This window comes from Sphingobium indicum B90A, from assembly GCF_000264945.2.
GTDB lineage: Bacteria > Pseudomonadota > Alphaproteobacteria > Sphingomonadales > Sphingomonadaceae > Sphingobium > Sphingobium indicum.
The window spans coordinates 2067577-2093691 of the sequence record NZ_CP013070.1 but is presented as its reverse complement, the minus strand read 5'-3'; the positions used below and the strand labels follow the sequence as shown (position 1 = coordinate 2093691).

The window sequence follows — 26115 nt, the reverse complement described above, 5'->3', positions numbered from 1 at the left end:
CCAGATCGGGCCGCGACAGCAACCGCCAAGCCGCCAGCATGATGACGCCATGGCTGATGAGAAGAGAAAGAGCGTCGATCATCGCGGCTGTGCGAACTATCCATCATCTACAACGTGCTCCTGCGAAGGCAGGAGCCCAGTCCCAACGTCTGAACTGGGCTCCTGCCTTCGCAGGAGCACGGTGCCATGGACGCCGGATCACCTCGTCATAGCCCAACAGAGTTGACGGCCCGTTAAACCTTTTCCGGCAAGACTCAGCGCCATGACACGGATTCTCCATGTGCTGGACCACAGCCTGCCGATGCACAGCGGATATACTTTCCGCACCCGCGCGATATTGCGGGCGCAACTGGCGAAGGGCTGGGACGTGCGCGGCATCACGGGCCATCGCCACGCCGCGCCGGGACCGCTGGAGGAAATCGTCGACGGCCTGCATTTCCACCGCACGCCGGGCGAATCGACCGGCGGCAATCCGCTGCTGCGCGAATGGCGGGATATTTCCGCCCATGCCGACGCCATCGAATCGCTGGTGCGCCAGTGGCGGCCCGACATCATCCACGCCCATTCCCCGGTGCTGAACGCGATCGCCGCGCAGAAGGTGGCGAAGCGGCACCAGATTCCCATGATCTACGAAATCCGCGCCTTCTGGGAGGATGCGGCGGTCGGCAACGGCACCGGAACGGAGGGCAGCCCCCGTTACTGGCTGACCCGCCAGCTTGAAACCCATGCGGTCCGCGCCGCCGATGCCGTGGCGGTGATCTGCGAAGGGCTGCGCGGCGACCTGGTGGCGCGGGGCATCGACGCCGCCAAGATCATCGTCTCGCCCAACGGCGTCGACATGGACCAGTTCGGCACGCCCGTCCCCCGCGATCCTGCGCTGACGGCCAAGCTGGGCCTAGATGGAGCCGATGTCGTCGGCTTCATCGGCAGCTTCTACGATTATGAGGGGCTGGACGACCTGATCGCCGCCCTGCCCAGACTGGTGCGCGCCCGCCCGAAGGCGAAGCTGCTGCTGGTCGGCGGCGGCCCCCGCGAACAGGCGCTGCGGGATCAGGCCATGGCCTCACCCTTCGCCGACCATATCGTCTTCGTCGGCCGCGTGCCCCACGATCAGGTCGAGGATTATTATGCGCAGGTCGACATATTGGCCTATCCGCGCAAGGCGATGCGCCTCACCGACCTGGTGACGCCGCTGAAGCCGCTGGAGGCGATGGCGCAGGGCCGCCTGGTCGCGGCGTCCAGCGTCGGCGGCCATCGCGAACTGATCGAACATGGCGTCACCGGCACCTTGTTCGCGCCGAACGATCCCCCCGCCATCGCCGCCGCCCTGGCCGGGATGTTCGCGGATCGCGGCTTCTGGGACGAACGGCGGGCGGCGGCGCGCGCCTTCGTCGAGCGCGAGCGTAACTGGTCGTCAAACATTCTTCGCTACGAACCCGTCTATCGGCAATTGCTGGCGCGCCCCCATCGGGTGCGGGCGGCGGCGTGACGGGAATGCGCGGGCTGGCGAAGGCGCTGCTCGGCGCGCTGGGGGCCGGGCTGCTCCTCTTCTCGCTGCCGGTCGGGCTGGTCGAAACGGTCGTGGCGTCCAGCGGCCTCAGCGAAGCCGTGCCGGCCGCCGCGCCGCCGCTGGGGCTGAAGGCCCGGCTGCTGCTGGCGGGTTTCGGCGCGGCGATGGCGCTGGGCCTGATCTGGGCGGGACAAAGGGAAAAGCGCGTCGCTCTGCTGACGCATGACAAGCAAGGGCGCGGGAACGGCGCCTCAGGAGTGAGTGAAATGGGTTTTGCATTGTCGAAGCTGAACTGGCTGTCGCGGGACCGGCGCAAATCGGGGCCGGCGCTGCGCCGCGCCGACGCCCATCCCGACGCGCCCGCCCGGTCGCCCATCTTCGCCAGCCGCGACTTTGGCGGCCTCGACATTTTCGCCCGCACCGCGCCGGGGCGCGAAGATGGGAAGGCGCAAGCCCCCGTCGAAGCGCCCGCCTCCGTGCCGGGCGGCCTTTCCATTCCCGGCGCGCCGGAACGATTGCCGGAGGAAACGGCCTTTGCCCGCCTCCAGCGGGCGTTCGCGCCGGAAACGGCGGATGCCGAACCTCAGCAGGCCGCGCAACCCGCGCGATCGGAGCGGACTTCCGCCCCCACCGCGCATCTGTCGCTGTCGGAACTGACCCAGAGGCTGGAACAGGGCCTTGCCCAGCGCAAGCGCATGGGCCGGCCCGCCTCCGTTCTGGCGGACATGCCGGTCGAACCCGCCGTGCCGGTGCGCGACCAGGTCGAGCAGGGCGTGGACGAAGCCCTGCGCGCCGCCCTGGGGACTTTGCGCACCATGGCCGGCCGCGCCCGCTGAACCGACCGGCAGGGCGCGCTGGACGGCGCGCTCCGACCGGGGCCGATTCACCAGTCCTCTATGGTGAGCGCCGACAATTCCATCCACTCGCCGCCCGGCGCCGGACGGCTGCTGTCGATGCCGATGTCCGCGACGAAATGACCGGACAGGCTCCATTCCGCTTCCTCTATCCCCTCGGCGAAGGCGGCGCGCCGTTCCGCGGCATCCGGCCCGGCAAGCGTCAGCGCAATGACATGGCGCCGCCCCTGGAACAGCGCGCTGGCCCATGGACGGCTGGCGGCGCGCTCCACCATGACCTCCCCGCCCGCCCGCGCGATCAGTTGCGCCAGCAGGCGAGGCAGCGGGTCGCGCGCTTTTGCCCTACCTTCATTCTGGAGCAGATTCCGGATGGGAGCGTTCACCTGGATGCTTGTCATTCGCCCGTGCTCCTGCGATATGTGTTCATGAAATGTTCTACTCGTCTCTTCATCCGTTCGCCCGGTTCGCGGCCCCTGCGCAGGTCCAAGACCAGCCGGGGATCGCGCACGCTCTCGCGGCCGAACCTGGTCGCCGGAATATCGTTTTCCCGCAGAAATTTCTCGACCTCACGCAACAACATATCCCCGCTTCTCCTCTGCCGATTCGATCCGCCGGCGCGAATCCTCAGGCGATTTTCATGTTGCCAAATTTCCTACTTGTCTAGGAAAATTCCTATCAGTAATGGATGAGATATGGTCGGTACTGGAGAAAATCCGCGCATGGTGCTGGAACGGCTGATTGCCGAGCGGGGCGACAGCTATTCGGATCTCTCGCGCCTGCTGAACCGCAATCCCGCCTATATCCAGCAGTTCATCAAACGCGGCACGCCGCGCAAGCTGGATGAGGAGGACCGGCGCATATTGGCCCGCTATTTCGGCGTGGCGGAGGAGATGCTGGGCGGATCGGCCCAGCGCGGCGCGCCGCCTTCCAGGGTGCGCTCGCTGCCCTCTGTGGTCAGCGTGCCGCGCCTTTCGCTGGGCGCTTCGGCCGGGCCGGGATCGCTGGACGAGGATGAGCGGGCCGCCGGCCTGATGGCGTTCGACGCCAACTGGCTGCGCCACTTGGGGGTGCGGCCGCAGAAAATATCGATCATCCGCGTCGACGGCGAATCCATGGCCCCCACGCTCAGCGACGGCGATGAGATCATGGTCAATCATGACGACGATGCGGAACGTCTGCGCGACGGCGTCTACGTGCTGCGGCTCGACGGGGTGCTGATGGTGAAGCGTGTGGCCATGGGGCCGCGCCGGGGCTTTTTTTCCGTGCTCAGCGACAATCCCCATTATCCCGACTGGATCGACATCGATCCGGCGCTGGTCGTTATCGTGGGACGGGTGGTATGGACCGGACGACGGCTGGTCTAGAGCGGGTTTCGATCTGATTGAATCAGATCGCCGCTCTAGATTATTTGTTTTCCGCGATTTCTTAACCAGCGATCGGTTCCGATCGCTTGGAAATCGCTCTAGGAGGCTCGATTTTGAACGATAACGGCGCCGTCATCCGCAAGGCCATGGAATGGCGCGGGGCGCGGCTGGCGCTGGCGACGGTGGTGGCGACCTGGGGTTCCGCCCCCCGGCCACGCGGCAGCCATATGATCGTGCATGAGGACGGCCGCTTCGAAGGCAGCATCTCCGGCGGCTGCGTGGAAAGCGACGTGCTCCAGCGCGCCGCCGAGGTGATCGCGGGCCGGCCGGCGCATCTGGAAAGCTATGGCGTGGCGGACGGCGATGCCTGGGCGGTCGGCCTGCCCTGCGGCGGGGAAATCCGCGTGCTGGTCCAGCCGGTCGGCGCGGATGGATTCGATCCCGCGCTGTTCGAACGGATCGCGGCGGAAAGCGAAAAGGGCAGGGCGCTCACCCTGTCGACCGACCTGGAAACCGGCCTGACGCGGGAAGGGGCGACCGAGGGCCAGTTCCACAACCGCTACGATCCGCCCCGCCGGTTGCTGATCGTGGGCGCGGTGCAGATCGCCCAGTCGCTAAGCGCCCTGGCCCAGGCTATCGGCGTCACCCCGGTCGTCATCGACCCACGCGGCCGCTTCCTGACGGAGGAGCGCTTCCCCGGCGTCGAACTGGATGACCGCTGGCCCGACGAAGCCGTCGCCGCCCGCTTCCCCGGCGAATCGACCGCGGTGGTGACGCTCAGCCACGACATCAAGATCGACGATCCGGCATTGGTTGCGGCCCTGCGCGCGCCCACCGGCTATATCGCCGCGCTCGGTTCCCGCAAAAGCCACGCGGCGCGGCTGGAACGGCTGGCCGCCTTGGGCTTCCCCCCGGAAGAACTGACACGCATAGACGGCCCCGCAGGCCTGAACATAGGCGCGGTGGGCGCCGCCGAAATCGCCCTCTCCGTCGCGGCCGGCATGATCGCCGCCTTCAACTCCAAACGCTAAAAATCCTCCCCATCAACGATGGGGAGGGGGACCATTCGCAAGGCAAATGGTGGAGGGGAATTGCGCAACGCTCACCCCTAACAGCATTTCCCCCCATTCTTGCCCCCATAGCGCGCCTCCTGCCGCTCCCGGAAAAAGGCGATCCGCTCCATCGGCACCCGCTCCGGATGATGCTCCCGCATATGCCGCAGATAGGCGTCATAATCCGGCACCCCGACCATCATGCGCGCCACCTGCCGCAGCCTGTGGAGAAACAGGCTCATTCCGCCGGCACCAGTTGCGCCGGAATTTCCCGAGCCGTCGGCGCCGCAGCCTTCCGCGCCGCCAGGCAGGTGCGCAGCGTGAAGAACAGCACCGCCAGCACCACGAACAGGAATATCGCCACCAGCCCGGCGTCGACCCGGTCGTTGAAGATGATCGCTTCCATCTCCGCCATCGACTTGGCGGGGGCCAGCACTTCGCCCCTGTCGGCAGCCGCGCCGAACTTGGCCGCATGCGCCAGGAACCCGACCTTCGCATCCGCCGAAAACAGTTTCAGCCAACCCGCCGACAGGGTGCAGACCAGCAACCATGCAGCCGGAACGATCGTCACCCAGGCAAAGCGGTCCCGCTTCATCCTGAACAGCACCGCCGTCCCCAGCATCAGCGCGATGGCCGCCAGCATCTGGTTGGAAATGCCGAACACAGGCCAGAGCGTGTTCACCCCGCCCAGCGGATCGGTCACGCCCTGATAGAGGAAGAAGCCCCATGCCGCGACCGTCAGCGCCGTCGCGACGATCCCCGGCGCGATGGTCTTCGTATCCTTGAACCCCGGCACCGCCAGCGCGATCAGATCCTGCAACATGAAGCGCCCGGCCCGCGTGCCCGCATCCACGGCGGTCAGGATGAACAGCGCCTCGAACAATATCGCGAAATGATACCAAAACGCCTTCATCGCCGGGCCGCCCACGACATGGGAGAAAATCTCCGCCATCGCCACCGCCAGCGTCGGTGCGCCCCCGGCGCGGGAGATGATGCTATGCTCCCCCACATCCTTCGCGGTCTGCAGGATCAGGTCGGGCGAGATGGGAAAGCCCATGGCCGTCACCGCCGCCGCCGCGCTTGCCGCGTCCGTGCCGATCGCCGCCGCCGGGCTGTTCATCGTGAAATAGATGCCGGGGTCCAGGATCGACGCGCCCACCAGCGCCATGATCGCCACGAACGCCTCCATCAGCATCGCGCCATAGCCGATCATCGGCGCATGCGCTTCGCTGGCGATCAGCTTGGGCGTGGTGCCGCTGGAAATGAGGGCATGGAAGCCCGAAACCGCCCCGCAGGCGATGGTGATGAACAGGAAGGGGAACAGTCCGCCCGCCCAGACCGGCCCGTTGCCGCTCGCGAACTGCGTCACGGCATGCATTTTCAGCGGGGGCGCCATGATGACGATGCCCACCGCCAGCGCCGCAATGGCCCCGATCTTGAGGAAGGTTGACAGATAATCCCGCGGCGCCAGCAACAGCCACACCGGCAATATCGCGGCCACCGCGCCATAGCCGATCAAAATCCAGCAAAGCTGCACCGGCGTGAAGGTGAAGGCCGGACCCCAGACCGGCGAAGCGGCGATGCTCTGCCCATAGACGATGGCCGCCAGCAATCCGACCAGCCCCAGCAGCGACACTTCCCCGATCCGCCCCGGCCTGATCCACCGCGTATAGACGCCCATGGCCATGGCGAGCGGCACCGTCGCCGCCACGGTGAACATGCCCCAGGGGCTTTCCGCCAGCGCCTTCACCACGATCAGCGCCAGCACGGCCAGGATGATGACCATGATCATGAAGGCCCCGAACAGCGCAATGGTGCCCGCGACCTGCCCCATTTCCATGCGGATCAGCTCGCCCAGCGACTTGCCGTCGCGCCGCATGGAGATGAAGAGGACCATGAAGTCCTGCACCGCGCCCGCCAGCACAACGCCCGCGATGATCCACAGCGTGCCCGGCAGATAACCCATCTGCGCCGCCAGCACCGGCCCCACCAGCGGCCCCGCGCCCGCAATGGCGGCGAAATGATGCCCGAACAGCACCGTCCGGTCGGTCGCGACATAGTCCAGCCCATCGGCCCGCCGGATCGCGGGCGTGGGCCGCGACGGGTCCAGCCGCATCACGTGCCGCGCGATGTAGAGCGCATAATAGCGATAGGCGACCAGGAAGCTGCTGACCGCCGCCACCACGATCCACAGCGCGTTGACCGTCTCGCCGCGCGACACCGCCACGACCGACAGCGCCGCCGCGCCCACTAACGCTATCATAATCCAGGGTATGTGCCGGGTCATCGCTTTCTGGCTGCCTTTTCGTTGGATACCCGCACAGTAGGGCCACGGTCCTCAAAGACAATCATCTTGTCCGGAACCCCGTCCGCGCACCGATTGCCGCTCATCGGCGGCGCGCCGATCTGCCCGGATTCGCCTTGGAAAGAAAAAGAACATATCATGAACATATATGACCGATTCGCATGGAGCAACCGCCATGGAAAGCCGCCCGACCGACACCCTGTTCCGCCTGTTCTTCGCGTTGAAACCGACGGCGCTGATCGCCCGTCAGACGGATCATTTCGCCGAAAGCATCGCCGGCGGCGCCCGGCGGATCGCCGTGGATCACCAGCATGTGACGCTGGCGATCACCAGCGACCATGTCGATTATCCCTATGCCGTGATCAAGGCGCTGATGCGGGCCGGGACGGGCGTGATGGCGGAACCGTTCGACCTGCGGCTGGACCGGCTCAGCATCGGCAGCCGGTCCGCCGCCCTGCGGCCATCCCATAATGTCCCGTTGCTCGGCGCGCTGCAAAGGCGGATCGCGGCGGCGACGAAGGGGGCGGGGGTGATGCTGCGCCCCGGCTGGAGCTTCAGCCCGCACCAGACGCTGTTCTACCGCGACGGCCCGCCCGAACAGCGCCGGGTGGAGGGCTTTGGCTGGCATGTCGACCGCTTCATGCTGATATGCAGCCATGTCGGGCGCACCCACCATGAAACCCTTGCCACATGGACCTTGAAGGGGAGCGGGCAGTACAGCCTTTTCTGAGGATCTCAGCGCTTGCGCACGAACTCGGCACGAAGCACCAGTCCCTTGATGCCGTCATGGCGGCAGTCGATTTCCTGGGGATCGCCGGTCAGGCGGATCGATTTGATCAGCGTGCCGCGCTTCAACGTCTGGCCAGCGCCCTTGACGACCAGATCCTTGATCAGCGTGACCTGATCGCCGTCCGCCAGCAGATTGCCCACCGCATCGCGCACTTCGACGGCATCGGCGGCCTGGGTTCGGGCAGCAGCCTCGGCGGCGCTGATCCACTCGCCGCTGGCTTCGTCATAGACATAGTCATCATCGGCCATGGCGGCTTATCCCTGCGTTACGCTTTCCAGCACGGCGGCGCGCAATTCGGGAAGGCCCATGCCCTTTTCGCTCGACGTCGCGATGATGTCGGGATGGGCGGCGGGCCGCTTGCGGATCGCGTCGGTCACCGCTTGCTTCACCTCGGCAAGATGGCTGGCCTTCACCTTGTCCGCCTTGGTCAGCACGATGCGGTAGCTGACCGCCGCCGCGTCCAGCATGTCGAGGATGTCGGTATCGACATCCTTGATTCCATGGCGGCTGTCGATCAGCACCAGCGTGCGCTTCAGCTTCGGCCGGCCGCGCAGATAGTCGTTCACCAGGAAGCGCCATTTGCGCACCATGTCCTTGGGCGCCTTGGCATAGCCATAGCCCGGCATGTCGACCAGCCGGAAGCGCAGCGGGTCGCCCACGTCGAAGAAGTTGAGTTCCTGCGTCCGCCCTGGCGTGTTGGACGTCCGCGCCAGCCCGTTGCGGTTGGTGAGCGCGTTCAGCAGCGATGATTTGCCGACATTGGACCGGCCCGCGAAAGCCACCTCGTTCACCGCCATGTCGGGCAGGAATTTAAGGTCGGGCGCGGATTTGAGGAAGGCGATGGGGCCTGCAAAGACCTTGCGCGCTTCCTCGATCAATTCAGCCTGTTCCTGTTCGGTCAACGGGCCGGCCTTATTTCGCGGTCGCTGCGCTGAGTTGCGGGTGGCGCTTGTAGAGCCACCATTGCTGCAGCATCGACAGGCAGTTGTTGGTGATCCAGTAGACCAGCAGGCCCGCCGCGAAGGGCGCCATGATGAACATCATCATCCACGGCATGATCGCGAACACCTGCTGCTGCATCGGGTCCATCTGCGCCGGGTTCAGCTTGAACTGGAAATACATGCTGATGCCCAGCAGCAGCGCCAGCACGCCGATGCCCAGGAAGGCGGGCGGGGTGAAGGGCAGCAGGCCGAACAGGTTGACGATGTGCAGCGGATCGGGCGCGGAGAGATCCTTGATCCACAGCACGAAGGGCTGGTGACGCATTTCGATGGTAAGCTGCAACACCTTGTACAGCGCGAAGAAGATCGGAATCTGAATGAAGATCGGCAGGCAGCCGGCCAGCGGGTTCACCTTCTCGCGCTTGTAAAGCTCCATCATCTCCTGCTGGAGCCTGGGCTTGTCGTCCTTATATTTCTCCTGCAGCGCCTTCATCTTGGGCTGCACGGCCCGCATCGCCGCCATGCTGGCGAACTGGCGCTGGGCGACGGGGAACATCAGGCCCCGGACCACGAAGGTCAGGCAGATGATCGCCACGCCGAAATTGCCGATATGTTCGAACAGCCAGTGGAGCAGGGCGAAGATCGGCTTTTCGAACCAGTAGAACCAGCCCCAGTCGATCGCCCGGTCGAACAGCGGAACGCCCGCATCCTGATAGGCTTCCAGCGTCTTCACTTCCTTGGCGCCGACGAACAGCCGGTTGGTCTGCGTCACCGCCTTGCCCGGCGCGACCATGATGGGGGCCAGCGACACGTCGGTCTGGAACTGCGTGCCGGCGCCCTTGCGCATCTGGCCGGTAAAGGCGGCCTTCTGGTCCGGGATCAGGGCGGAGAGCCAATATTTGTCGGTGAAGCCGATCCAGCCGCCGGTCGACTGGAAGCTCTGCGTGGCCGGGCCCTTTTCCAGATCCGAGTAGTTCACGTCATAATTGGCCGCGCCGTTGAACACGCCCATCGGGCCGACATGGATCGTCCAGGTGTCCGGGTCCGCCGAGGGCGTGGCGCGGCTGACATAGCCATAGCTCTTGACGCCGACCGCGCCGGCGCCGCCGTTCGACACCTTCTGCTGCGCGGTGATCATGTAGTTTTCGTCGATGGAATAGCGGATTTCGAAGGTCTGGCCCGCGCCATTGTTCCAGCTCAGCGTGACGGGGCTGGTCGGGGTCAGTTCCTTGGCGCTGGCGGTCCAGACGGTGCCGCCGTCGGGCGTCTTCACCCCTTCGCCCTGCCAGCCGAAGCCCGCAAAATAGGCATGCTTCGTGCCGCTGGGGCTGTAGAGGCGGATCGCGGGCGAGGATTTCGCGATGGTTTCCTTGTAGGTCGGCAGCACGATGTCGTCGATGCGCGCGCCCTTCAGGTTGATCGACCCGGTGATCTTGGGCGTGCGGATGGCCACGCGGGGGCTGTCCTTCAGCACCAGCGCCAGATCGCGGATCGCGGCCGCGCCTTCGGCAGCGGGCGCGGCGCCGGACGGGGTGAGCGGCGTCGTCTTGCCGCCCTCGATCTTCGTGGCCGGCGGATTGGCGGCGGGGAAGAAATATTGGGCGACATAGGGCCAGCCGAACAGGATCGCCGCGGTCAGCACCACCGCCAGGATGATATTCTTCTTGTCGTCCACGCTTGTCGCTCTCGAATCTCGTCTGTCAGGGAACCGGGTCGTAACCCGAACCGCCCCATGGGTGGCATCGCATTAGCCGCTTCGCGGCCAGCCAGCTACCCTTCACCGCACCATATTTGCCGATCGCCTGGATCGCATATTCGGAACAGGATGGGGCATAGCGGCAGGAGGGCGGCAAAATGCGCGAAGGCCCGATCTGCCAGAAGCGCGCGACCAGGATGAGGATGCGGGATATCACCCTCCCACATCCGTTCGGGCTGAGCCTGTCGAAGCCTTTTTCTTCTCTTTGGAGGAATCCCGCCTCCTTGGCGGCGCTTCACCCAGGGGCCGCGACATCACCTTCTTCAGCGCCTTCTCCAACTCGCCCCGAAGCAGGCCGAAATCGCGCTCGATCCCCTCGGACCGCCCGATCAGCACATGGTCGGCGCCGGCCACGCCATGAACGGGCAGCAGTTCCCGCGCCAGAACGCGAAAACGGCGCTTCATCCGGTTGCGGATGACAGCGCCGCCAATCTTTTTCGTGACCGTGATGCCGTAGCGCATCGCCGGATCGCCGTCGCCGCGTTCGCGCACCAACAGGACAAAGCCCGGCATGGGCGCGCGCCGCCCGCGATTCGCCGCCAGAAAATCAGCGCGCCGGCTCATGACCGCAGGCGCGCGTTCAAGCGGCGCGTCGTTCAGGCGCTCAGGCTCTTGCGGCCGCGGGCGCGACGAGCGCGCAGCACGTTGCGGCCGCCGGGGGTCGCCATGCGGGCGCGGAAACCGTGACGGCGCTTCCGAACCAGATTGCTCGGCTGATAGGTGCGCTTCATCGTTCATTCCTCAAAAAACTAAAAGAATCGGGCGTGACAAAAAAGGGCCGCCGGGCAGGCGGCCGCATGTCAGAGGGCGTCCGATAGGCAAAAGGGAGAGGCGAGTCAATGGTCGAGGAGGGGGGATCATGGTTTTGAAGATGGTTGAACGGAATGTCGGATCCTGGCCATCCCAAGACATTCCCCTCCCGTAAACGGGAGGGGTTAGGGGTGGGCGCGAGCGGAGCGAGCTTCTGACCCAACCGTTGCGAATCAACGCAGATGTTGCGCTAGCCCCCTCCCGCCTGCGGGAGGGGGAATGACGGCTAACCACCCCCAAAGCCGCCGCTTATTTCCCCCGCGCCGCGCTCACCGCCGCTTTCAGCGCATCATAGCCCACAGCCCCGTTCAGCACCTGTCCCCCGATCACGAAGGTCGGCGTGCCGCTCGCCTGCAGCTTCTGCGCCAGCCCGATATTGGACTGGATCTCCGCATCATATTTGCCCCCGGCGATCGCCGCCTCCGCCGCTTTCGCGTCGATCCCGACCTTCGCCGCCGCCGCCAGGATGGTCTCCCGCGTCACCTTCCCCGCGGCATAGAGCGCCCTGTGGAAAGGCATATACTGGTTCTTCTCCGCCGCCAGCAGCGACACCTTTGCCGCATCGATGCTCTCTTCGGACAGGATCGGCAGTTCGCGATAGACCACCTTCACGCCCTTGTCCTCGCCCACCAGCCGGGCGAGATCGGGCAGCGAGGCCCGGCAATAGCCGCAGGCATAGTCGAAGAATTCGACCACCGTCACATCGCCCTTGGCCGCGCCTTCCCACGCCCCGGCATAGGGCGTTTCGATGGTCTGGCGGCTGGCGTCGATGGTGCCGGACATCCGCTTGGCCTGCAATTTCTCGACCGCCTGCGGAATGATCTCCGGATGCTCCAATATATAGTCGTGCACGATCCGCTCGATCGTGGCCTTGTCGCTGGCGTCGACGCGGCCCGTGCTCTGGGTGCCGAGCGCAGCGCCCGTCGCGGTGGCGGCGATGAAGGCGAAGACGCCAAGGGTCATCATCATGGTCCTGTTGGAAAGCGCAGCGCGAAAGCCGGGACGCGATTGGTCTGTCATCTCTTCTTTCGCTTCTGCTCGACGGCTGCGCGGGAAACCATGGCGATATCCTGCGCGCGCAGATAGTCAACCGTGCCCGGCTTCAACCCCTGCATCGCGGCGTCGGCGCTGCGCAGCGCCATCTGGTCCTCGCCCATCATCGAATAGCGCTCCGCCGTCGCCAGCGCGGCGCGGGGCAGGTCGCCGCGATGTTCATAGACCACGCCCAACTGATACCAGGCGAAGGGGTTTTCCCGGTCCCGCGCAATGGCGTTGCGCAGCACCTTCTCCGCCTCCGCGAAATTCGCGTCATTCTCCGTCGCGATCAGCGCATGGCCCAGCAGCGTGGCGATCAGCGGCTGGTTGGTCAGTTGCACCGCCTCGCGCAGCGGCGGGATGGCGTCGGCGGGCTTGCCGCTTTCCAGCAGCACCTGCCCTTTCAGCTCCAGAAAATAGGGATCGTGCGGCGCGGCGGCCAGCAACGCGTCGACCTCCGCCAGAGCCTTGTCCGGATAGGCGCTCTTGTGCCAGGCATAGGCGCGGGCATAATGAGCCGGGAGCGACTGGTCGCTTTCGGGATATTTGAGCAGGGTCTGGCTGGGTTCCGACACGAAGCCCACCAGCTTCGCCTTGATCCTTTCGAACCGCGCCTCCAGCTTCGGGTCCATCGGCTTGTCCCAGGCGGGATCGACCGTATAGACTTCCCGCAGCACGTTGATGCGCTCGCCCGACAGCGGGTGGGTGCGGCCATAGCTGTCGTCCTGCGGAATGGCGAGGCGATATTCCTGGTTCTGCAGCTTCTTGAAGAATTCCAGGCTGCCCTTGCCCGAAACCCCCGCCTTGCTGAGATAACGCGCCCCGGCAAGGTCGGCGGAGCTTTCCTGCGCCCGCGAAAAGGCCAGGAACTTGCCCATCGCCGCCTGCTGCCCCATGCCGAGGATGCCCATGCCCGCTTCCGCGCCGCCCGCCGCGATGGCCGCCGCACCCAGCACCAGGCTGAGCAGGGTGATGCCGGTCGCCTCCTTCATCCCCTCTCCATAACGGATGACATGGCCGCCCTCTATATGGCCGAGTTCGTGCGCGACCACCCCCTGCACCTGGTTCACATTGTCGGCGGCCGCGATCAGCCCGCTATGCACCCAGACATATTGGCCGCCCGCGACGAAGGCGTTGATATTGGGGTCGTTGATGACCAGCACCTGGACGTTGCGCGGCTCCATGCCCGCGGCCTGCACCAGCGGCGCGGACATGTCGGCCATGAACGCCTCCGTCTCCGCGTCCCGCAATATCTGCTGCGCCGCCGCCGGGCGCGCCAGCAGGGCCAGCGATGCCGCCGCAACGGCCGCGAAACGAAGCCAGCGCGAGGTCATGCGATCACGATTGGGCATGCAGGGGCGGTGCGGGGCAGGGGAAGAGGCTCCATCGCTGACTGTCCGGATGAACGGCAACTGAAAGGCGTTATGTAGCCTATTAAGCGGCAGGTCCAATAGCGGCTTTGGGGGGAAGCGGCCTTTCCGTTTCCATGCCATATGGAACTAGCCAGAGTTCATAACCCGACTTGTGAACGTCCACCATCGGTTCTTTGCAGTCCTGCCCATCTTCGTCACCCCGGACTTGATCCGGGGTCTCGCTGCCTGAGACCAGGCGCAGGGGAGAGAAGAGCGGGATCCCGGATCAAGTCCGGGATGACGAATGCGAAGGTCCAGCGCCGGTTGAAACCCGGCGTCCAAAATCATTGCAACGCCGCGACATCATTCCCACCCGAAAATAAAAGCGCCGCCGTCTGGCCGGTCGAACCGGCAAGACGGCGGCGTCTTATATTATCGCGTGCGCGTTACTGGCCGAAGGTGCGTTGCCACCAGCCACGGCGCGGGGTGCCGTCATCATTTTCACCGCCGCCCTCGGCATCGCCGTTCACCGTGACCGCTTCGGCGGTTTCGGCAGGCGCGACGGCTTCGACTGGCGCTTCCGGCGCAGCCTCTACGGCGACGGCTTCTTCCGCTACCGGCTCAGCCTTCTTGCGACGGGTGCGCTTGGGCTTGGCGGGGGCATCCTCAGCCACCGGTGCTTCCGGCACGGCTTCGACGGGCGCGGCTTCTTCCGCTACCGGTTCGGCCTTCTTGCGGCGGGTGCGCTTGGGTTTGGCAGGCGCCTCTTCGGCCACTGGCGCTTCCGGCGCGGCTTCGACAGGAGCCTCGACCACGGCTTCCACTGCCTCGGCGGCAGGGGCTGCGCTTTCCTTCGCCTTGCGTGCGCGGGGACGCCGGCGGGTCTTGGGTGCTTCCTCCTTGGCCGGTGCTTCGGGCGCGGCTTCCGCGACCGGCTCGGCGACCGCCTCGGCCTCGACGGCCTCGACCGCTTCCTCGCTCGCGACCGAGCCTTCGCTCACCGCTTCCTCGCCAGCCTCGCGGCGGCGGCGTCCGCCCCGGCGGCCACGACGACCACGGCGACGGCCTTCGCCTTCACCCTCGGCGGCGGCTTCCACAGTCGCGGCTTCGCCTTCGCCCTCGGCGTCCTCCTCGGCCACGTCGGCATCCTCGCCGGCTTCGCCCTGCGCTTCGCCCTCGGCGCGATGCTCGTCGCGCTGGCCGCCCCGACGGCGGCGGCGGCGGCGGCGACGACGGCCGCCTCCTTCCCGATCATCGCCGCGATCCTCGCCACGCTCGGCGCGTTCCTCCTGCGCGGCTTCGACCTCCTCGATCTCTTCCTCGTCCAGTTCCTCCACGACGTCGAGATCGTCATCGTCCTCGACCATCGGCGTATAGTCGACCACCCGCTCCGGACGCGGCCCGCTGGCCTCGACCGACATGCGCGCGCCCTCCACCTCGCCATCGGGCAGGATCGCGATGCGCACGCCATAGCGCTGCTCGATCTCGTCCAGTTCGCGGCGCTTGTTGTTGAGCACGTAGAAGGCCGCCTCCTGGCTCGCCCGCAGCGTGATCAGGTTGCCGCGCCCGCGCGCCGCCTCCTCTTCCAGCATGCGCAGCGCGGAAAGGCCCGCCGACGAAGCGGTGCGGACCAGCCCGGTGCCCTCGCAATGCGGGCACTGGCGGGTGGACGCCTCCAGCACGCCGGTGCGCAGCCGCTGGCGGCTCATCTCCATCAGGCCGAAGCCCGAAATCCGGCCGACCTGGATGCGGGCGCGGTCGTCCTTCAACGCCTCCTTCATCGCCTTCTCGACCTTGCGGATGTTGGAGTTCATCTCCATGTCGATGAAGTCGATGACGACCAGCCCGGCCATGTCGCGCAGGCGCAACTGCCGCGCAATCTCCCGCGCCGCCTCCAGATTGGTGGCGACGGCGGTCTGCTCGATGCCATGCTCGCGGGTCGACCGGCCGGAGTTGATGTCGATCGACACCAGCGCCTCGGTCGGATTGATGACCAGATAGCCGCCGGACTTCAACTGCACGACGGGATTGTACATCGCTGCAAGCTGGTCCTCGACGCTCGCCCGCTGGAACAGCGACACCGCGTCGGCATATTGCTTCACCCGGCGCGCATGGCTGGGCATCAGCAGCTTCATGAAGTCCTTGGCCGCCTTGTAGCCATATTCGCCCTCGACGATGACTTCCTCGATATCCTTGTTGTAGATGTCGCGGATCGCCCGCTTGATGAGGTCGCTGTCATTGTGGATCAGCGCGGGGGCGTCGGATTTCAGCGTCTTTTCGCGGATCTCGTCCCACAGGCGCGCCAGATAGTCGAAGTCGCGCTTGATCTCCGGCTTGGTGCGCTGGAGGCCCGCGGTGCGGACGATGCAGCCCATGGTGGAGGGCAGGTTCATCTCCGCGATGATCGACTTGAGCCGCTTGCGGTCGGCGGCGTTCGAAATCTTGCGCGAAATCCCGCCGCCATGGCTGGTGTTGGGCATCAGCACGCAATAACGGCCCGCCAGCGACAAATAGGTGGTCAGCGCCGCGCCCTTGTTGCCGCGCTCCTCCTTGACGACCTGCACCAGCAGCACCTGGCGGCGCTTGATGACGTCCTGGATCTTGTAGCGGCGGCGCAGCGCCATGCGCTTGCGGCGCAGTTCGTCGGCGGCGTCGTCGCCCTTGCCGCGACGGCCGCGGCCCCTGCCGCTGTCACCATTGCCGTTTTCGGCCGCCTCTTCGCCATGATCCTCATCGTCATGATGATGGGTCGCCTCGACGACTTCCAGACCGCCATCGCCCGCATCGGCATGATCGTCATCGTCATAGTCGGCGCGCAGCGCGGCCTCTTCCTCCGCATGGGCGCGTTCCTCGCGCAGCAGCGCTTCGCGGTCCTCGCGGGGGATCTGATAATAATCGGGATGGATTTCGCTGAAGGCCAGGAAGCCGTGGCGGTTGCCGCCATAATCGACGAAGGCCGCCTGCAACGACGGCTCCACGCGAGTGACCTTGGCCAGGTAGATATTGCCCTTGAGCTGCTTGTGCTCGGCCGATTCGAAGTCGAACTCCTCGATCCGGTTACCTTTGACGACCGCGACCCGGGTTTCTTCCCGGTGGCGCGCATCGATCAGCATACGCATTGTCATTCATTGTTCTCCGGCGCTGGCGGCCGACGGCACTGGGCCGGGCTGCCGCGCGATAGCAAGGGGGCGGCGCGAATTGCTGCATCGCCCGGTTTGGACAGGAAAATTGCGCGTCTGCTGCCGGGGCAGGGCCGGACCATGTGCCGGACACCGCCAACCACGCCGCATCGCCCGGGATCGGGTTCAGCGTGGATTGGAAATCATGCCTCATGCAGCGTCAACCTGTTCGGGCATCGGTTCCGGGCGTTGCTGCCCGCCGGTGCCATCGTGAATATCCCCGAAAGAACGGCCGCCTGAAAAAAAGACGCGTCTTCAAGGAATGTGAATGGGTAGCAGTCAAACTGGCAAGGAGCAACGGCCCTTGGAAATATTGTTTCACGTTGCGCCATTCCGGCCGGGACAAACCCCGGGCGATTTACCGCCCTTATGGTAAATATGTCGTTAAGCCTGTCGTTGGGCAATGCCTGACCCGCCATTCGGCTTCAGGCCGGACGCCGCGAAATTGCGCTGGACGGCGATGGGCCGCCCGGTGCACAAGCGGCCCATGCTTCAAAGTCTTGCGCTCGCAAGCATGATCCTTTCGGCCGCGCCCCTTTCCGCCGCCCCCCTTCATGGCGATCGGGCGAGCATCCGCTTCGACGCGCCCGCGCACATGGCGGCCCGTCCGGCGAAGCGCCTGCACGGCATCACCGTTCCCATCCCCCCCGTGGCGCGCGGCGTCTCCCTGCCGCCGGTGGAGGGGCCTCGCGACGCGTCGCGCCCGCTGGTCGTGATCGACGCCGGCCATGGCGGCCATGATCCGGGCGCGGTCAACCGCGACAATGGAGAGCGAGAGAAGGACGTGACGCTCGCCATCGCATGGGCGATCCGCGACCAACTGCTGCGGTCGGGCCGCGTCCGCGTGGCGCTGACCCGCAATGACGACCGCTTTCTGGTGCTTCAGGAACGCCACGGCATCGCCCGCCAGCTCAATGCGGACCTGTTCATCTCCATCCACGCCGATTCGGCCGACAATGACAAGGCGCGCGGCGCGACCGTCTATACCCTGTCCGAAACCGCCTCCGACCGGGAGGCTGCGCGGCTTGCGGCGCGCGAAAACGGGGCGGACGTGCTGAACGGCGTCAATCTGGGCGGCCAGTCGAGCGATGTCTCCTCGATCCTCATCGACCTGACGCAAAGGGAAACGATGAACGTTTCGGTGGCCTTTGCCCGGCTGCTCCAGCGCGAGGCGGCGCCCTATGTCCCGTTCCGCGGCACGGCGCATCGCTTCGCCTCGCTGATGGTGCTGAAGGCGCCCGACACGCCGTCCGTGCTGTTCGAGGCCGGCTATCTCTCCAACGCCGCCGACGCGGCTTTCCTGGCGTCCAGGGAGGGGCGGGAAAATATCGCCAGGGGCGTCGCCCGCGCCATCGAGGTGCATTTCGCCCGCAGGCTGGCGGCAGGCGACAAAGGGGCGGGCGGCTAAATATTTCGGTGCTCCTGCGCAGGCAGGAGCCCAGTCCAGACGCTTGAACCGGGTTCTCACGAGCCACTCGTCTCGTTCGAATGCCTGCGCCGGAACACACGCCGTTTTGATCGAAGGGCAGCGCAGGGCTTCTGCTCATGCCCTGCCATTCCACGCTGGCGCTTCCCGCATTTTGACCTTACAGCCTCGACCATCATGGAAGAGGCACGCCCCGAAAACGCCGCATCGTCCTTCGTTCAGCGCCTGCGCCAGGGCGCGATCGACTTTCGCGAACGCTTCCGGCCTCATTGGGACAAGCGCTGGTTCCGCTGGATCGCGACGGGCCTGGGCGGCCTCATCCTGGCCTATGCGCTGTTCTGGCTGGTCTTCGCGCGCGGCCTGCCTGATGCTGCGACGCTGCTCAACTATGAGCCGCCGCTGCCGACCATCGTGCGCGACACCAACGGCCAGCCGGTCCACAGCTACGCCCGCGAACGGCGCGTGCAGCTCCAGTACAGCGACTATCCGCCGCTCCTCATCCGCGCCTATTTGTCGGCGGAGGACAAGACCTTCTTCGAACATCATGGCGTCGACATTCCCGGCTTCATCGGCGCGGTGTTCGACTATGCGACCAAGATCGGGTCGGGCCAGCGCGCCCGCGGCGGCTCCACCATCACGCAGCAGGTGGCGAAGAACCTGCTGATCGGCGACGAATATTCGCCCACGCGCAAGGTGAAGGAGATGATCCTGGCCTATCGCATGGAAGGGGTGCTGACCAAGCAGCAGATCCTCGAACTCTACCTCAACCAGATATTCCTGGGCCGCAACGCCTATGGCGTGCAGGCGGCGGCGCGCGCCTATTTCGACAAGGACGTGGCCGACCTCAAGCTGCATGAAATGGCCTATCTGGCGATCCTGCCCAAGGGTCCGGCCAATTATCGCCCGGAAAGCCCCACCGGCCATGAACGCGCCCTGGAACGCCGCAACTGGGCGCTGGGGGAAATGTACAAAAATGGCTGGATCACGGAGGCGCAGCGCAATGAGGGGCAGGCCCAGCCGCTCGGCACCGTGGCCGCGCACGGCTCCAGCTTCGACGCCCGCGCCGGCGGCTATTATATGGAGGAGGTGCGCCGCCGCCTGATCCAGCTTTTCGGGGAAAAGGCGGAGGATGGCCCGAACAGCGTCTATGCCGGCGGCCTCTGGGTGCGCAGCCCCTATGACCCGAAGATGCAGGATCTGACGACGACGGCGCTGCGCAACGGGCTGCTGCGCTTCGACGCGGGCAAGGGGTGGTCCGGCCCGGTCGCCAGGATCGACATGGATCGCGGCTGGCATCGCGAACTGGCGGCAAGCTATATCGACGTCGACTATGCCGGATGGCGCGTCGCGGTGATCGTCAGCCGAGATTCCTCGGCGGCGCAGATCGGCTTTTCCGACGGATCGACCGGCACCCTGCCCGCCGACGCCGCGCAACTGCCCTATCGCAGGACCGGCGGCCCGGCCTTCGCCGCGATGAAGCCCGGCGACCTGATCGTGGTGGCGCGCAACGGATCGAGCTGGGCGCTGCGCAACGTGCCCGAAGTGTCCGGCGGCATGGTGGTCGAGGAAACCCATTCGGGCCGCGTCCGCGCCATGCAGGGCGGCTTCGACAACCGCCTGTCCTCCTACAATCGCGCCACCCAGGCGATGCGCCAGCCCGGCTCGACCATCAAGCCCTTCGTCTATGCCGCCGCGCTGGACAATGGCATGACCCCGGCCTCGATCATCGTCGACGGGCCGCTTTGCGTCTATCAGGGCGCGGGCCTGGGCCAGAAATGCTTTCGCAACTTCACCGGCGGCAGCGCCGGGCCGCAGACGATGCGCTGGGGCGTCGAACAGTCCCGCAACCTGATGACCGTGCGCGCCGCCAGCCAGACCGGCATGGACCGCGTCGTGCGCACGATCAAGGCGATGGGCATCGGCGATTACCAGCCCTATCTCTCCTTCGCCTTGGGCGCGGGCGAAACCACGGTGGAGCGGATGGTGAACGCCTATGCCATGCTCGCCAATCAGGGGCGGCAATTGACGCCCAAGCTGATGGACTATGTGCAGGACCGGCGCGGCAAGGTGATCTGGCCGCTGCGCTGGCGCGCCTGCGACGGCTGCAACATGGCCAATTGGGACGGCAAGCCCATGCCCCGCTTCGGCTTCGAGGGGCGGCAGGTGATGAACCCGATGACCGCCTATCAGGTCGTCCACATCGCCGAAGGCGTGATCCAGCGCGGCACCGCGACGGTGCTGGCGGACCTGAAACGCCCGCTGTTCGGCAAGACCGGCACCACCAACGGCCCGACCAATGTCTGGTTCGTCGGCGGATCGCCCGACATCGTGGCGGGCGTCTATATCGGCTATGACCAGCCGCGCAGCCTGGGCGGCTGGGCGCAGGGCGGCCGCGTCGCCGCGCCGATCTGGAAGGCGGCGATGGCCCCGGTGCTGGAAACCATGCCCAAAACGCCCTTCATCGCCCCAGCGGGCATCCGCATGGTCACCATCGACCGCCGTTCGGGCAAGCGCGTCTACGGCGTCTGGCCGACCGACGAACCCAAGCCCGCCGTGATCTGGGAAGCGTTCAAGCCCGAATCCGAACCCCGCCGTTCGATCCGCAAGGAAGAGGTCGCCGCGCAGGACAAGGCCGCCGCCCGCATCGAAGCGACCGTCCAGCGCCGCCAACGCACCGACAGCGACTTCCTGCAAGACCAGGGTGGGATCTACTGACCTGCGGTTGGGGGTGGGGATCGGACGTTCCCTTATTCGTCACCCCGGGCTTGACCCGGGGTCCCGCTGCCTTGGTCGAGGCGCTGTTTTACAAGAAAAGCGGGACCCCGGATCAAGTCCGGGGTGACGGGAAACTGATGTCCGCAACTGGCCAATTGCGGCTATCAGGCGCGCCGTGTTCCTGCGAAGGCAGGGACGCAGTCCGGCTCTCTGCGGGGTATCGGACCTTCCGAACTGGGCTCCTGCCTCCGCAGGAGCACGCTGTGCTTCAAGGAAATGGGCCTGTCCGCTCCCCGCCCCTGTCGCTTGGTCAGGCAAATCCGGAATTTGCCCTTCTCCTCTGGCGAAGGCGGCCTGATGGCGCATCCATTCGCACTCGGCGTGGCGGGGTGGACGGGCGGTGCCTGTTCGTGGAGGAAGAAGGCGACGGCGGTTCGATCAGATTTGCTGACATGGCTCTTGGTTCCTGTCGCCGCCTGATTAAGGGTCGGCCGAAACAGGCGCCGGCAGCTTTTCCCTCTGGCTCTGATCGTCTTTGCCGATCAGGATGGCGGCAAAGGAGAGTCCAGGATGAGCGGAAAGATCAGGGTCGGCATCGGCGGTTGGGTCTTCGAACCGTGGCGCGGCACCTTCTATCCCGAAGGACTGCGGCAGAAGGACGAGCTGGCCTATGTGGGACAGCATCTGACCGCGACGGAGATCAACGCCACCTATTACAGCACGCAAAAGCCGGCGACCTTCGCCGGCTGGGCGAAGGCCGTTCCGGAGGGCTTCCAGTTCGCCGTCAAGGCCTCGCGCTTCTGCACCAATCGGCGCGTGCTGGCGGAAGCTGGCGAGTCCATCGCCAAATTCGTCAACCAGGGGTTGATCGAACTGGGCGACCGGCTGGGACCGATCCTGTGGCAGTTCATGCCGACCAAGACATTCGATGCGGAGGATTTCGGGGCTTTCCTGCAGCTGCTGCCGGCCAGCGTCGACGGCGTGCCGCTCCGCCATGCGCTGGAGGTGCGGCATGGCAGCTTCGATGATCCGGCCTTTTTCGACCTCGCCCAAAAGGCCGGAGCGGCCGTGGTGCATGCCGACCATCCGGAATATCCCGCGCTCCACGGTCATGATGTCGGCTTTTCCTACGCCCGGCTGATGCGCACGCGGGAGGAGGAGCCGACCGGCTACTCGGCGGAGGAGATCCAGGGCTGGGCGGACAAGGCGCGCGAGCGGGCGGCCAGGGGCGACGTCTACGCCTTTTTCATCAGCGGCGCGAAGGTCCGGGCGCCCGCCGCGGCGCAGGCCATGATTGTGGCTTTGCGGTAACATCGACTGTTGCATTTGCTGCAACTGCGGAACCGTCCTTTGCGATTGTTACAATGGCATGTCGGGCGCATAGGCCCGCTCGCCCTTGGTGGCGATAAAGAACAATGATTGCAGGACGAATGATATGCGACACACGGTTCAGGGCGTTGCCCTTATGGTTGCGGTCGGCGCGCAGATGCTGACCTTCTATTCGGTGCTGTTTGCCTGAGCGCAACATGGCCCGATCCAAAAAGTCCGTCATGGACATAGAAAGAGCCGCCCTGGATATTGCCACGGGCGGCTCTTTCATTATCGCGGGACTGGATCAACCTTCCGCCAGCCATCCCGCCAGCAGATAGGCGACGACGCCGACCGGACCCAGGGCACACAGCGTCAGCAGCACGAGCGCGATCCGGATCAGCGTGACATCCAGGCCAATGCGGTTGGAAAGCCCGGCGCACACGCCCATGATCTTTCCATTGCGGCGGTCGAGGGTGAAGCTGTTGTTCATGAATCTGGCCTTCCTGAAGATGCGACGGGATCAGGCGATCGGCGCGACCGGAACGGCGGCGCCGATGAAGATCGCGGAAACCAGCAGGGCGCCGGTAAGGGCGAAGGCGGCGGTTTGCAGCTTGGCGAACATGATATACTCCCTGATATGTGCCTGGCCGGACCGTCCGGCCGTGATGCCGGGAAGATTGCAGGAGCCGTGCCAATTTCGATTTCAACCGGAATTTCAGGGGATTTTGCGAACTGGCCGCCATTTATTGGTGGGAAAATTTCCGTTAATTGGGTAAATTTCCTGCAAGTCAGGAATATTTGCAGCGTGTTTGTCTGAACGAGCCGCTCCTCTTCGTCTATGGCACGCTCCGGCCCGGCTGCGACGATCCGATGGCGCGCTGGTTGCGCGATGCGGCGCGCCATGTCGGCCCGGCTGTGGCGCAAGGCGGGCTCTATCGCGTGGCTGCCTATCCGGGTTTCGTGCCAGGCGAAGCCGGCGACGTGGCGGGCGACCTGTTCGCGCTGGCCGATCCGGGGGCGGTTCTCGCCGCGCTCGACGATTATGAGGAATGCGCCGCCCATTTCGCCCGGCCGCATGAATATCGCCGCGAACGGCTGACCGTCCGCGGCGAAAATGGGCCGGTGGAGGCGTGGACATACATCTACAATCGCGACGTCGCCGGGCTGGAGCGGATAGAGAGCGGGGATTTCCTGAGTTGAAAATGGCCTGCTCCGGGCGTGGGCGCGGCTGTGGCACGCTGCTTTGCATCGGATGCATGTCGCGCAGGCCGCGTTTCTGTCGCGCACCCTTATGCGCAAAACCAGTTCCAACCTTCGTGCGCGGCTGGGGCATTTTCGAGTTGACCGTTCACGGTCAACGGCTCGGAAAATGCGACATCAAAGGACAAGAGCGTTTTCGCTCATTGTGAAAAGGCTCTAGGTTCTTCCGCCATGGCTTGAGGAGAGACGCGCATGACCGACCAACAGGATCAGCCCGAACGTTTGCCCGAAGACAGCAACTGGATCGGTTCGACCGGCCTCGACCGGCGCAAGCTGCTGGTGGGCGGGGCGTTCGCCGCCGGTTTCGCCGCCGCGTGCCGCCCCGTGTCCAGCAGCGCGGTCCAGACCTCCGGCGAGGGGCTGAAGGAGGAAGCGGTGTCGATCGAAGCGAGCGACGGCTTCGCCATGCCCGCCTTCGTCGCCCGGCCCGCCGCCGCCAAGGCCGCGCCGATCATCGTCGTCGTGCATGAGATATTCGGCGTGCATGAATGGATACGCGACCTGTGCCGCCGCTTCGCCAAGGCGGGCTATCATGCCATCGCGCCCGACCTGTTCGCCCGCCATGGTGACGCGACCAAGGTCGCCGATTTCAAGCAACTGGTCGGCACCATCGTGTCCAAGGCGTCCGACGAGCAGGTGTTGAAGGACATCGACGCCACCTATGCCTGGGCTGGCAGCCATGGCGGCGACGGCAGGCGGCGCGGTATCACCGGCTTTTGCTGGGGCGGGCGAGTGGTGTGGCTCTACGCCGCCCACAGCGCGGAACTGGACGCGGGCGTCGCCTTCTACGGCCGGCTGATCAGCGACAAGACCGAATTGCAGCCGCTCAGCGTCATCGAGCAGGTGAGCGCGCTCAAGGCCCCGGTGCTCGGCCAATATGGCGCGCTGGACAAGGGCATCCCGCTGTCCGATGTCGAGAAGATGCAGGCCGCGCTGAAGATTGCGGGCAAGTCGCCGCCGGATGCGATCACCGTCTATCCCGGCGCCGACCACGGCTTCATGGCCGACTATCGCCCCAGCTACAACGAAGCCGCCGCCAAGGCCGCGTGGGACGCGACGCTCGGCTGGTTCGGCAAATATGTGAAGGGATAAGGATCGTTCGGCCGGGGCCGGCCTGAACCGATGCCTTATTTCTGCTTCATCGCCTCCACGGCGGCCAGCGTGCTCTTCACATGGCCGGCATAGTTCATCTCGCTATGGACGAAGGCGATGCGGCCGCTGGGCGCGATGACATAGGAGGTGCGGTCGGTCATGCCCGGCCGCATCTTCAGCGCCACGTCATAGCCCGACACGATGTTGGGACCAGCCGACGCCACGGCGAACTTGCCCGCGCATTCCTTGGTGGAGAAGGCGACCAGATCGTCCACCGGATCCGCCGACATGCCGATGACGGTCGCGCCGGCCTTCCTGAAATCCTCGATATGCTCCGCGAATTCCCGCGCTTCGGCGGAGCAGCCCGGCGTGAACGCCTTGGGGAAGAAATAAAGCACCACCGGCCCGCGCTTCAACTGGTGCGACAGAGTCAGGGTGAAGGTCTTGCCCGCCATTGCGCCGCGGGTGGTGAAGTCGGGCGCCTTGGCCCCGATGGCCAGCGCCGCCATGGCGCCCTGCGAACCGACGGCGGCAGCGGCAAGGGCGAGAGCGATGTTCAGGCTTCTCATCATCGGCTTCCTCTTCTTTCAGGCGGTGGGGCGGGGGACATGCGATAGTCCATCCCTTCGGCCATGGTGATGACTGCAACGTTCGCCGCGCGCAAGTCCGCCATTGGACCGGCCGGATCGCGGGACAAGAAAAGTCCGCCCATTTCCGGCGCGCCATGGCATAACCCCCTTGGTCGAGAAGGAGTGCGGCAGGGATGAAGCAGGAACGCGGGCAGGCCGGAACCCATTGGCGCAACGCCGGTTTCCTTTCCATGCGCGCGATGATCCTCCTGCCGCTGCTCGTCCTTGCGGCGTGCGGCGACAAGCCGGGCGAACAACCCGGCATCGCCACCAATATCGTCGATGAGGCGATGAACGAGGTCCAGCAGGTGCCGGAGGGCGCGAACGGCATGCAGACCGCGGAGCCCGCGCCGGAAATGCCTTCCTCCCCCGCGCCGGTCGGGTCGACCATCCCCGCCAGCGTGCAGGGGCGATGGGCGGGCCTGGACGAAAGCTGCGCCGACCGCGCGACCGAACTGGAACTGACGATCACGCCCACCAGCCTGGTCTTCCTGGAGAGCGAGGGGAAGGCGACCGGCGTGTCCCATGGCCCGGACGGCCGCATTCGCATCGACGCGGCCTTCACCGGCGAAGGGCAGAGCTGGAACCGGAAGCTGGAATTGCGTCCCTCGGCCAGCGGGCGGGAATTGACGGTGATCGACGACGGCCGGGCGGTGACGCGGAAACGGTGCAGTTAGGCGGCGCGGTCGAGTTCAGGGCTGGCCGGGGTGTGATTTGGGTGGAAAGCGGCCATT

The 26115-nt window shown here is 65.7% G+C and carries 26 protein-coding genes; 11 read left to right on the top strand and 15 right to left on the bottom strand.

Annotated elements, in window-relative coordinates; all coding sequences use genetic code 11:
- The first annotated feature begins 262 nt into the window (after positions 1–262).
- Together SIDU_RS10215 and SIDU_RS10210 are read left to right on the top strand one after the other, a co-directional pair.
- Positions 263–1489 (top strand): TIGR04063 family PEP-CTERM/XrtA system glycosyltransferase, encoded by a 1227-nt coding sequence (locus SIDU_RS10215; RefSeq protein WP_007683161.1) that lies wholly within the window; start codon positions 263–265, stop codon positions 1487–1489.
- Positions 1490–1494: 5 nt separating this feature from the next.
- Complete coding sequence (locus tag SIDU_RS10210; protein ID WP_007683162.1) at positions 1495–2346, top strand: hypothetical protein; 852 nt, start codon at positions 1495–1497, stop codon at positions 2344–2346.
- Positions 2347–2393: 47 nt separating this feature from the next.
- On the opposite strand, the gene SIDU_RS10205 is transcribed toward SIDU_RS10210, so the two are convergent.
- Positions 2394–2762, bottom strand: coding sequence for a hypothetical protein (locus tag SIDU_RS10205; RefSeq protein WP_007683163.1), 369 nt, complete (start codon positions 2760–2762; stop codon positions 2394–2396).
- A complete protein-coding gene (locus SIDU_RS10200; RefSeq protein WP_007683166.1) occupies positions 2759–2944 on the bottom strand; it encodes a hypothetical protein in 186 nt (61 codons plus the stop codon). Before SIDU_RS10200 ends, SIDU_RS10205 begins: the two co-directional genes overlap by 4 nt.
- A gap of 112 nt (positions 2945–3056) precedes the next feature.
- Between SIDU_RS10200 and SIDU_RS10195 the strand changes: the two genes are divergently transcribed.
- Together SIDU_RS10195 and SIDU_RS10190 are read left to right on the top strand one after the other, a co-directional pair.
- Entirely contained in the window at positions 3057–3728 is a 672-nt protein-coding gene (locus SIDU_RS10195) for a S24 family peptidase (RefSeq protein ID WP_037509455.1), read from the top strand.
- A 113-nt stretch (positions 3729–3841) separates the two neighbouring features.
- Positions 3842–4759, top strand: a complete 918-nt coding sequence (locus tag SIDU_RS10190; RefSeq protein WP_007683170.1) for an XdhC family protein — start codon at positions 3842–3844, stop codon at positions 4757–4759.
- 77 nt (positions 4760–4836) lie between these two features.
- On the opposite strand, the gene SIDU_RS10185 is transcribed toward SIDU_RS10190, so the two are convergent.
- Positions 4837–5022: a YbdD/YjiX family protein gene (locus SIDU_RS10185; RefSeq protein WP_007683172.1), complete on the bottom strand. Its 186-nt coding sequence runs from the start codon at positions 5020–5022 to the stop codon at positions 4837–4839.
- A complete protein-coding gene (locus SIDU_RS10180; protein ID WP_039979563.1) occupies positions 5019–7067 on the bottom strand; it encodes a carbon starvation CstA family protein in 2049 nt (682 codons plus the stop codon). Before SIDU_RS10180 ends, SIDU_RS10185 begins: the two co-directional genes overlap by 4 nt.
- Before the next feature lie 166 nt (positions 7068–7233).
- Here SIDU_RS10180 and SIDU_RS10175 point away from each other — a divergent pair, with 166 nt between their 5' ends.
- A complete protein-coding gene (locus tag SIDU_RS10175) occupies positions 7234–7815 on the top strand; it encodes a 2'-5' RNA ligase family protein (RefSeq protein WP_084191194.1) in 582 nt (193 codons plus the stop codon).
- Positions 7816–7820: 5 nt separating this feature from the next.
- On the opposite strand, the gene SIDU_RS10170 is transcribed toward SIDU_RS10175, so the two are convergent.
- The 9 genes from SIDU_RS10170 to SIDU_RS10130 form a co-directional block, all read right to left on the bottom strand.
- The gene (locus SIDU_RS10170) at positions 7821–8123 is read right to left on the bottom strand and encodes an alkylphosphonate utilization protein (RefSeq protein WP_007683177.1); all 303 of its coding nucleotides are present in this window, start codon (positions 8121–8123) and stop codon (positions 7821–7823) included.
- Between the two features lie 6 nt (positions 8124–8129).
- A complete protein-coding gene (gene yihA, locus SIDU_RS10165; protein ID WP_007683179.1) occupies positions 8130–8777 on the bottom strand; it encodes a ribosome biogenesis GTP-binding protein YihA/YsxC in 648 nt (215 codons plus the stop codon).
- 10 nt (positions 8778–8787) lie between these two features.
- Positions 8788–10491, bottom strand: coding sequence for a membrane protein insertase YidC (gene yidC / locus SIDU_RS10160; RefSeq protein WP_007683182.1), 1704 nt, complete (start codon positions 10489–10491; stop codon positions 8788–8790).
- Positions 10492–10516: 25 nt separating this feature from the next.
- Positions 10517–10729: a membrane protein insertion efficiency factor YidD gene (gene yidD, locus SIDU_RS10155; RefSeq protein WP_007683184.1), complete on the bottom strand. Its 213-nt coding sequence runs from the start codon at positions 10727–10729 to the stop codon at positions 10517–10519.
- Positions 10726–11136 carry a ribonuclease P protein component gene (rnpA, locus tag SIDU_RS10150; protein ID WP_007683186.1) on the bottom strand — a complete coding sequence of 137 codons (411 nt, stop codon included), beginning with the start codon at positions 11134–11136 and terminating at the stop codon, positions 10726–10728. Before rnpA ends, yidD begins: the two co-directional genes overlap by 4 nt.
- A gap of 32 nt (positions 11137–11168) precedes the next feature.
- Positions 11169–11303, bottom strand: coding sequence for a 50S ribosomal protein L34 (rpmH, locus tag SIDU_RS10145; RefSeq protein WP_007683189.1), 135 nt, complete (start codon positions 11301–11303; stop codon positions 11169–11171).
- Positions 11304–11631: 328 nt separating this feature from the next.
- A complete protein-coding gene (locus SIDU_RS10140; protein WP_007681830.1) occupies positions 11632–12402 on the bottom strand; it encodes a DsbA family protein in 771 nt (256 codons plus the stop codon).
- On the bottom strand, positions 12399–13751 hold the full coding sequence (locus tag SIDU_RS10135; protein ID WP_007681831.1) for a M48 family metalloprotease: 1353 nt from the start codon (positions 13749–13751) through the stop codon (positions 12399–12401). The genes SIDU_RS10140 and SIDU_RS10135 overlap by 4 nt, the downstream gene beginning before the upstream one ends.
- Positions 13752–14215: 464 nt before the next feature.
- Entirely contained in the window at positions 14216–16882 is a 2667-nt protein-coding gene (locus SIDU_RS10130; protein WP_037509462.1) for an Rne/Rng family ribonuclease, read from the bottom strand.
- Positions 16883–17351: 469 nt separating this feature from the next.
- Between SIDU_RS10130 and SIDU_RS10125 the strand changes: the two genes are divergently transcribed.
- The 3 genes from SIDU_RS10125 to SIDU_RS10115 all read left to right on the top strand — a co-directional run bounded on the left by SIDU_RS10125 (position 17352) and on the right by SIDU_RS10115 (position 22400).
- On the top strand, positions 17352–18356 hold the full coding sequence (locus tag SIDU_RS10125; protein ID WP_007682189.1) for an N-acetylmuramoyl-L-alanine amidase family protein: 1005 nt from the start codon (positions 17352–17354) through the stop codon (positions 18354–18356).
- A 195-nt stretch (positions 18357–18551) separates the two neighbouring features.
- Positions 18552–21089, top strand: a complete 2538-nt coding sequence (locus tag SIDU_RS10120) for a penicillin-binding protein 1A (protein ID WP_007682197.1) — start codon at positions 18552–18554, stop codon at positions 21087–21089.
- A 570-nt stretch (positions 21090–21659) separates the two neighbouring features.
- Positions 21660–22400 carry a DUF72 domain-containing protein gene (locus tag SIDU_RS10115; RefSeq protein ID WP_007687608.1) on the top strand — a complete coding sequence of 247 codons (741 nt, stop codon included), beginning with the start codon at positions 21660–21662 and terminating at the stop codon, positions 22398–22400.
- 304 nt (positions 22401–22704) lie between these two features.
- On the opposite strand, the gene SIDU_RS10110 is transcribed toward SIDU_RS10115, so the two are convergent.
- Positions 22705–22890, bottom strand: a complete 186-nt coding sequence (locus tag SIDU_RS10110; protein ID WP_007687609.1) for a PspC domain-containing protein — start codon at positions 22888–22890, stop codon at positions 22705–22707.
- Between the two features lie 308 nt (positions 22891–23198).
- On the opposite strand from SIDU_RS10110, the gene SIDU_RS10105 reads away from it, so the two are divergent.
- Positions 23199–23600 carry a gamma-glutamylcyclotransferase family protein gene (locus SIDU_RS10105; RefSeq protein ID WP_007687613.1) on the top strand — a complete coding sequence of 134 codons (402 nt, stop codon included), beginning with the start codon at positions 23199–23201 and terminating at the stop codon, positions 23598–23600.
- 252 nt (positions 23601–23852) lie between these two features.
- Positions 23853–24752, top strand: coding sequence for a dienelactone hydrolase family protein (locus SIDU_RS10100; RefSeq protein WP_007687615.1), 900 nt, complete (start codon positions 23853–23855; stop codon positions 24750–24752).
- Positions 24753–24787: 35 nt separating this feature from the next.
- On the opposite strand, the gene SIDU_RS10095 is transcribed toward SIDU_RS10100, so the two are convergent.
- Complete coding sequence (locus SIDU_RS10095) at positions 24788–25324, bottom strand: peroxiredoxin (RefSeq protein WP_007687616.1); 537 nt, start codon at positions 25322–25324, stop codon at positions 24788–24790.
- A 191-nt stretch (positions 25325–25515) separates the two neighbouring features.
- Between SIDU_RS10095 and SIDU_RS10090 the strand changes: the two genes are divergently transcribed.
- Positions 25516–26058: a hypothetical protein gene (locus SIDU_RS10090; protein ID WP_007687618.1), complete on the top strand. Its 543-nt coding sequence runs from the start codon at positions 25516–25518 to the stop codon at positions 26056–26058.
- The last annotated feature ends 57 nt before the right edge of the window (positions 26059–26115 follow it).